This is a genomic window from Stenotrophomonas sp. SMYL11, from assembly GCF_036320005.1.
GTDB lineage: Bacteria > Pseudomonadota > Gammaproteobacteria > Xanthomonadales > Xanthomonadaceae > Stenotrophomonas > Stenotrophomonas maltophilia_A.
Map to the genome: position 1 here is coordinate 187,647 of NZ_JAWIRS010000006.1, position 6,590 is coordinate 194,236.

General features: G+C 68.3%; 6 protein-coding genes. 5 read left to right on the forward strand and 1 reads right to left on the reverse strand.

Annotated elements, in window-relative coordinates:
• Nucleotides 1-23 precede the first annotated feature (23 nt).
• From egtB to V3B46_RS11620, 5 genes are all read left to right on the forward strand, one after another.
• Nucleotides 24-1,295, forward strand: a complete 1,272-nt coding sequence (egtB, locus tag V3B46_RS11605; RefSeq protein WP_329891944.1) for an ergothioneine biosynthesis protein EgtB — start codon at nt 24-26, stop codon at nt 1,293-1,295.
• Entirely contained in the window at nt 1,292-2,266 is a 975-nt protein-coding gene (gene egtD, locus V3B46_RS11610) for an L-histidine N(alpha)-methyltransferase (RefSeq protein ID WP_097048073.1), read from the forward strand. The genes egtB and egtD overlap by 4 nt, the downstream gene beginning before the upstream one ends.
• Nucleotides 2,267-2,350: 84 nt before the next feature.
• On the forward strand, nt 2,351-3,619 hold the full coding sequence (locus V3B46_RS21720) for a lytic murein transglycosylase (protein ID WP_489686289.1): 1,269 nt from the start codon (nt 2,351-2,353) through the stop codon (nt 3,617-3,619).
• Nucleotides 3,620-3,659: 40 nt separating this feature from the next.
• Nucleotides 3,660-4,526, forward strand: coding sequence for a D-hexose-6-phosphate mutarotase (locus V3B46_RS21725; RefSeq protein ID WP_489686290.1), 867 nt, complete (start codon nt 3,660-3,662; stop codon nt 4,524-4,526).
• Between the two features lie 50 nt (nt 4,527-4,576).
• Nucleotides 4,577-5,350, forward strand: coding sequence for a DUF2628 domain-containing protein (locus V3B46_RS11620; RefSeq protein ID WP_154264852.1), 774 nt, complete (start codon nt 4,577-4,579; stop codon nt 5,348-5,350).
• Between the two features lie 6 nt (nt 5,351-5,356).
• Here V3B46_RS11620 and V3B46_RS11625 read toward each other — a convergent pair whose 3' ends face one another.
• Nucleotides 5,357-6,544, reverse strand: a complete 1,188-nt coding sequence (locus V3B46_RS11625; RefSeq protein WP_329891945.1) for a benzoate/H(+) symporter BenE family transporter — start codon at nt 6,542-6,544, stop codon at nt 5,357-5,359.
• Nucleotides 6,545-6,590 lie beyond the last annotated feature (46 nt).

Genomic DNA, 6,590 nt, shown 5'->3' on the forward strand with positions numbered 1-6,590 from the left:
CGTCCAGCGCCGATGCTGCCCACATGGACAGCGTACCCGCCGCCGTCGCTGCCCCGCAGCGCGATCTCGCCCGCCAGTACGCACATGTGCGGGACCGCAGCGTGCAGTTGGCGGCCCCCCTCAGCGCCGAAGATGCCATGCTGCAGAGCATGGCCGATGCCAGCCCGAGCAAATGGCACCTGGCCCACACCACCTGGTTCTTCGAACGCTTCGTGCTGGCGGGCTTCGCTGCTGCATCGGCGCATGACCCTGCCTGGGACTACCTGTTCAACAGTTACTACAAGAGCATCGGCCCGGCGCATGCACGGCCGCAGCGCGGGCTGCTGTCGCGGCCCTCACTGCAGCAGGTACATGACTACCGCCAGCAGGTCGATGCACAGGTGCAATCGCGGCTGGCGGCAGGTGACCTTGATGAGCAGGCGCTGCAGCACCTGCAGCTGGGCCTGCAGCACGAACAGCAGCATCAGGAACTGCTGCTCACCGACATCAAGCACGCGTTCTGGTGTAACCCGTTGCAGCCGGCCTACCGCGACGACCTGCCAACCGTCCCCGGCGCTGCCAGTGCCCAGGGCTGGATCGAATCACCCGAACGCATCGTCACCGTCGGCGCTGCCGCCTGGCCGCGCCACGCCGCCTTCGCCTACGACAACGAATCGCCGCCGCACCGCGTGCTGCTCCCCGCACACGCACTGGCCGAGCGTCCCGTCAGCAATGCCGAGTACCGGGCCTTCATCGACGCCGGCGGCTACCGCGAACCGCGCTGGTGGCTCAGCGAAGGCTGGGCGCTGCGCGAAGCCGAGGGCTGGCAGCACCCGCTGTACTGGGATGACGCCCTGCAGCGCGAGTACACCCTGGGCGGTTGGCGCGAACTGGATCCGCACGCGCCGGTCTGCCATCTCAGCTACTACGAGGCCGATGCCTGCGCCCGCTGGTCCGGCGCGCGCCTGCCCAGCGAGTACGAATGGGAAGCCACCGCTGCGTCGCAGCCGCTGCGCGGCCATTTCGCTGACGACGACCGGCTGCACCCGCAGGCATCGCAGGGCAGTGGAGTACGGCAGCTGTTCGGCGATGTCTGGGAGTGGACCCACAGCGCGTATGGCGCCTATCCGGGCTTCCGTCCCTTCGCCGGCAACCTCGGTGAGTACAACGGCAAGTTCATGTGCGGGCAGTGGGTGCTGCGTGGCGGCAGCTGCGCGACACCCCGCGGCCATGTGCGCGCCAGCTACCGCAACTTCTTCATGCCGCCGGCGCGCTGGCAGTTCTCCGGGCTGCGCCTGGCCAGGGACCTCACATGAGCACCGTGCATGACGCGCTGCAGGCGTTGACCGATCTCACCCCCGGGCGGCAGCAGATCCTCTCCGACGTAGTGGCCGGACTCTCACGTACGCCGCGCCAGCTGCCGTCCAAATACTTCTACGATGCGCGTGGCTCGCGACTGTTCGAGCAGATCACGCAGACCCCCGAGTACTACCCCACGCGCACCGAGCTGGCCCTGCTGAAGCGTGTGCTGCCGGACATCGCCCGCAGCGTTGGCCCGCGCCTGCACGTGGTGGAGCTGGGCAGCGGCAGCGGCCGCAAGACCGCGCTGCTGCTGGCCGCACTTCACGACCCGGTGGCCTACACGCCGATTGAAATCTCGCGGGCCGCGCTGCTGTCCAGCATCGATCATCTGGCCCCGGCGTTGCCGGAGGTGGAGATGCTGCCAGTCTGTGCCGACTTCACCCGCCCCGTCGCCGTTCCCATGCCCGAGCGCGAACCCGCGCGACGGCTGCTGTTCTTCCCTGGGTCCACGCTGGGCAACTTTGAAGGCGAAGACGCGGTCGCACTGCTGCGGGCGATGCGCCAGACGATGGGCCGCGACGGCCTGGCCCTGGTCGGCATCGATCTGCACAAGGACCCGGCACTGATCGAAGCGGCCTACAACGATGCGCAGGGCGTCACCGCCGCGTTCACTCTCAACCTGCTGGCCCGGCTCAATCGCGAGATCGGCAGCGACTTCGATCTCGACGGCTTCCACCACCGTGCCTGCTACAGCACCGCGCGGCTGCGCATCGAAACCGATCTGGTCAGCCGCTGGGCGCAGGATGTGCATCTGGACGGCCGCACCTTCCACTTTGCCGCCGACGAACCGATCCGTGTGGAGTACAGCCACAAGTACACCGACGACAGCTTCGAGGCGCTGCTGCAGCAGGCGGGCCTGCAGGTCACGCAGCGCTGGAATGCCGACAGTCCCGCCTACGGCCTGCGCCTGCTGCGTGCCATCTAGGGCGGCCGGCCAGCCGGTACCCCTTCAGGTTCAGCAGCACCGCTACCCCTAAGATGGCCGTGCAACGGCAACACGGAGGACGCCATGCCCATTCTGATCACGCTCGGCCTGGCCGCCACCCTCGCCTCGCCCCCCGCGTTGCCTGCAGCACCGGATGCCAGCGTCGATCCGGCCTTCAGCCGCTGCCTTTCGGGACTGCAGGCCATGGCCGCCAGCCAGGGCATCAGCGCCGATCGCTTCAATCAAATCACCGCCGGGCTTGCTCCGGACCCCAGTGTGCTCGGCCTGCTCGACGCGCAGCCGGAATTCACCACGCCGATCTGGGACTACCTGGCCGCGCTGGTCGATCGCCAGCGCGTGGCTGATGGTCGCGCCATGCTGCAGCAGCATGGCGACCTGCTCGATCGGGTGTCGGCGCAGTACGGCGTCGATCCGGCCACCATCGTCGCGGTCTGGGGCGTGGAGAGCGACTACGGCCGCGTATTCGGCAAGCGCCCGCTGCTGCAGTCACTGGCCACGCTGTCCTGCGCCGGCCGTCGCCAACCCTTCTTCCGCGGTGAATTGCTGGCACTGCTCAAGCTGATCGACCGTGGCGACCTGCAGGCACAGGGGCTCACCGGTTCCTGGGCCGGTGCCTTCGGGCATACGCAGTTCATGCCCAGCACCTACGCACGCATCGCCGTGGACGGTGATGGCGATGGCCGCCGCGATCTGGTCGGCAGCATTCCCGATGCGCTGGCGTCCACCGCCAACTACCTCAAGCGCGCCGGCTGGCGCAGCGGCGAGCCGTGGGGCATGGAAGTTCGCGTTCCTGCCGGCTTCAACGCCAGCCAGGCCGGGCGCACCCAGCGTCGCGCCCTGGCCGACTGGCGTGCGCAGGGCGTGACCGCGCTGGATGGCAGCGCGCTGGCTCCGGCCAACCTGCCGGCGGATGCGCGCGCCGCCCTGCTGCTGCCGGCCGGCAACAAGGGCCCGGCGTTGCTGGTGTTCCGCAACTACGACGCGATCTACAGTTACAACGCCGCCGAAAGCTATGCGCTGGCGATCGCCACGCTGGCCGACCAGCTGCGTGACGGCAATGGGTTGGCCACCGCCTGGCCGACCGATGATCCCGGCATCGGCCGCGATGAACGCCGTCAGCTGCAGACCCTGCTGCTGGCGCGTGGCCACGACATCGGTACCGCCGACGGCATGATCGGTACCGCCACCCGTCGCGCGATCCAGTCCGAGCAGCAGCGCCTCGGCTGGGCCAATGCCGATGGGCGTGCCGGCCAACGCATCCTGCGCGCGCTGCAGGAAGAGGCGGCCGCCATCGCACCTGCTGGGCAGAAGGCCTTGCCCCAGGCACGCTGACCGCGACATCATCGCCGCGGTCTTCAAGGAGCGTCATCGCATGCAGTCGGATCCGGACATCAGCAGCGGCCTGTATCACGGGCTGGAGGCCTGGCACGTGCGCACCCCCAGCGCGACGGCGGTCATCAGCGTGTTCGGCGGACAGCTGCTGTCGTTCATTCCCGATGGGCAGTCCGATCTGCTGTGGCTTTCGCCCACGCGCGCCGAGCTGCCCGCGCCCATCCGCGGTGGTGTCCCGGTGTGCTGGCCGTGGTTCGGCCGCCAGGGCCAGGACAATGATGTGCCCGCGCATGGCCTGGTGCGCACCGCGCGCTGGGAGCTTCTGCAGGCCAGCCAGAACGATGACGGTGAGGTCGAGCTGCAGTTGGCACCTGCGCCCTGCGCCGATCCCGGCCTGCGCCTGCAGATGCAGCTGCGCATCGGCCGCCAGCTGCGTCAGCAGCTCGTCACCGAGAACATCGGAACCTCGCCGGTGACCTTCACCCAGGCCCTGCACAGCTATTTCCGGGTGGGTGATGCCAACCGGGTCGAGGTCGAGGGCCTTGATGGCCTGCAGTACCTGGACAAGTACGAGGACTATGCGCAGCTGCGCCTGCAACAGGGACCGTGGTCATTGCGCGATCCGCGTGACCCCGGTCGCAGCGATCGCATCTATACCGGTGCCGGCGGCCATTACACGCTGCGTGATCCCGTACTGCAGCGGCGGATCGAGATCCGCAGCGAAGGCAGCCAGACACTGGTGGCCTGGAATCCCGGTGCGGAGGCCGCAGCCAGGATGGCCGATGTCGGCGAGGGCTGGCACGATTACGTCTGCCTGGAGGTGGCCAATGCCGGCCCCGACCAGATCATGCTTGCGCCGGGTGCACGCCATCGGCTGGCGCAGACCCTGGCCAGCACCGCGCTGTAAGCGCTGGCAGCGGTTTCAGTTTGTCGAAGCAGGTAGCAAGGACGGAAAACATGCAGGAAGCACAATGGTGGTACGCCAATGGCAGGCAGAGCAGTGGGCCGGTGGATCTGGCCGGTCTTCGCCAGCTGCAGCAGGAAGGGACGGTTACGGCGCGCACGCTGCTCTGGTGCGAAGGCATGCCCTCATGGCAGCCGTTGGCGGAACTGGAGCAGGCGTCCACGCCCATCGAGGTGGCTCCGGTCCCGGATATCGACGCAGCCCCTGCGGTTGAGGGCGTCGCGCCGAGTGTCGGCGATCCGTCCGATCCCTATCGTGCGCCGGTCGCTGCACCGGATGTGGCTGCGGCTGCCGGGCTGGAGGGCGAGATGGCCTTGTACGCCAGCGTGGTCGGCGGCAACTTCCCGATCTATCGCCAGCGCTGGCGGCTGGATCAGGGCATTGCCACGGGCAGTGGCACCTGGCACTGGCCGGCCTTCCTGCTCGGCCCGATCTGGATGATGTACCGCAGGATGTACCGCCTGGCGGCAATGTGGGTTGGCCTGCTGCTGCTGATCAGCGTGGTGGAGACCTTGCTGGATGTGCCCGAAGGTGTGTCGCTGGTCATCACCATCGCGCTCAGCGTCACCACCGGCATCTTTGGCAACAGCTGGTACCTGGCACACTGCCAGCGCCTGATCGCCCAGTCCCGTGCCGTCACCGGCGGCGATGACGCACGGCTGCGCAGCGAGCTGACCGCGCGCGGCGGCACCAGCGTGGTCGCCACGCTGATCGCCATCGTCATCGCGGTGGTGCTGAGCACTGTCGACGCCGCATTGGCGGGGTAGGGCAGGTCAGCGTCCCTGACGGGGCCGCAGCACTACCAGGCACAGCGCACCGGCCACCAGGCCCCAGAACGCCGAGCCGATGCCGGCCAGTGAGACGCCCGAGGCGGTGACCAGGAAGGTGACCAGTGCCGCCTCGCGGTCCCGCTCCACCGCCAGCGCACTGGCCAGACTGTTGGCGATGGTGCCGAACAGCGCGATACCGGCCACGCAGGCCACCAGCTCCTTCGGGAAGGCGGCGAACAGTGCGGCCACGGTGGCACCGAACAGTCCGATCACGATGTAGAAGGCACCTGCCGCCATCGCGGCGGTATAGCGTCGTGCCGGGTCCTCATGCGCATCGCGGCCCATGCAGATCGCTGCGGTGATTGCCGCCAGGTTCAGTGCGTATGCACCGAACGGTGCCAGCAGCGTATTGACCACACCGATCCAGCCGATCAGCGGCGACACCGGGGCGTCGTAGCCGGATGCCCGCATCACCGCCACGCCCGGAATGTTCTGCGAGGCCATGGTGACCACGAACAGGGGCAGGGCGATGCCGGCCACTGCAGTCCATGACAAGGATGGGGTCACCCATTGTGGTACCGCCAGTTGCAGCTGCACCTGCTGTGCGTGCAGCAGGCCACGGCTGGCCGCGACCGCGATGCCGACCAGCAGGGTGGCGATGACCGCATAGCGCGGGAACAGGCGGCGTCCGGCCAGCCAGGTGGCGAACATGGCCAGCGCCAGTACCAGTTGGGTGTTCATGGCCACGAACACGTCCAGGCCGAAGCGCAGCAGCACCCCGGCCAGCATGCCGGCGGCCAGCGCCATCGGCACCCGCTGCATCAACCGGGCGAAGATGCCGGAGAAGCCAGCCAGCATGCCCAGCACCGCGGCGAGCAGGAATGCACCGGTGGCTTCAGCAAGCGAGGCGCCACCGGCACCGACCACCAGCATCGCCGCGCCCGGGGTCGACCACGCGGTCACCACCGGAACGCGATAGCGCAGCGACAGCCCGATGCAGGTCACACCCATGCCCAGTCCCAGTGCCCACATCCATGAGGCGATCTGTGCCTGGTTGGCACCGACGGCTTGTGCCGCCTGGAACACGATGACGGCTGAACTGGCAAAGCCGACCAGCACAGTAATGAAGCCGGCAACGAGGGCCGGTACTGAAAGGTCGCGCCACCACGCTCGCCGCACCTGCATGTTCATCGCCGTCTCTCCACTGTGCATCCGTGCATTGATAGCCCTTGTGGCG

Excerpts from the sequence above, each read along its gene's own strand:
- V3B46_RS11620 (WP_154264852.1), top strand. The coding sequence starts at position 4,577 with ATGCAGGAAGCACAATGGTGGTACGCCAATGGCAGGCAGAGCAGTGGG.
- egtB (WP_329891944.1), top strand. The coding sequence starts at position 24 with ATGGACAGCGTACCCGCCGCCGTCGCTGCCCCGCAGCGCGATCTCGCC.
- V3B46_RS11625 (WP_329891945.1), bottom strand. The coding sequence starts at position 6,544 with ATGAACATGCAGGTGCGGCGAGCGTGGTGGCGCGACCTTTCAGTACCG.
- V3B46_RS21720 (WP_489686289.1), top strand. The coding sequence starts at position 2,351 with ATGCCCATTCTGATCACGCTCGGCCTGGCCGCCACCCTCGCCTCGCCC.
- V3B46_RS21725 (WP_489686290.1), top strand. The coding sequence starts at position 3,660 with ATGCAGTCGGATCCGGACATCAGCAGCGGCCTGTATCACGGGCTGGAG.
- egtD (WP_097048073.1), top strand. The coding sequence starts at position 1,292 with ATGAGCACCGTGCATGACGCGCTGCAGGCGTTGACCGATCTCACCCCC.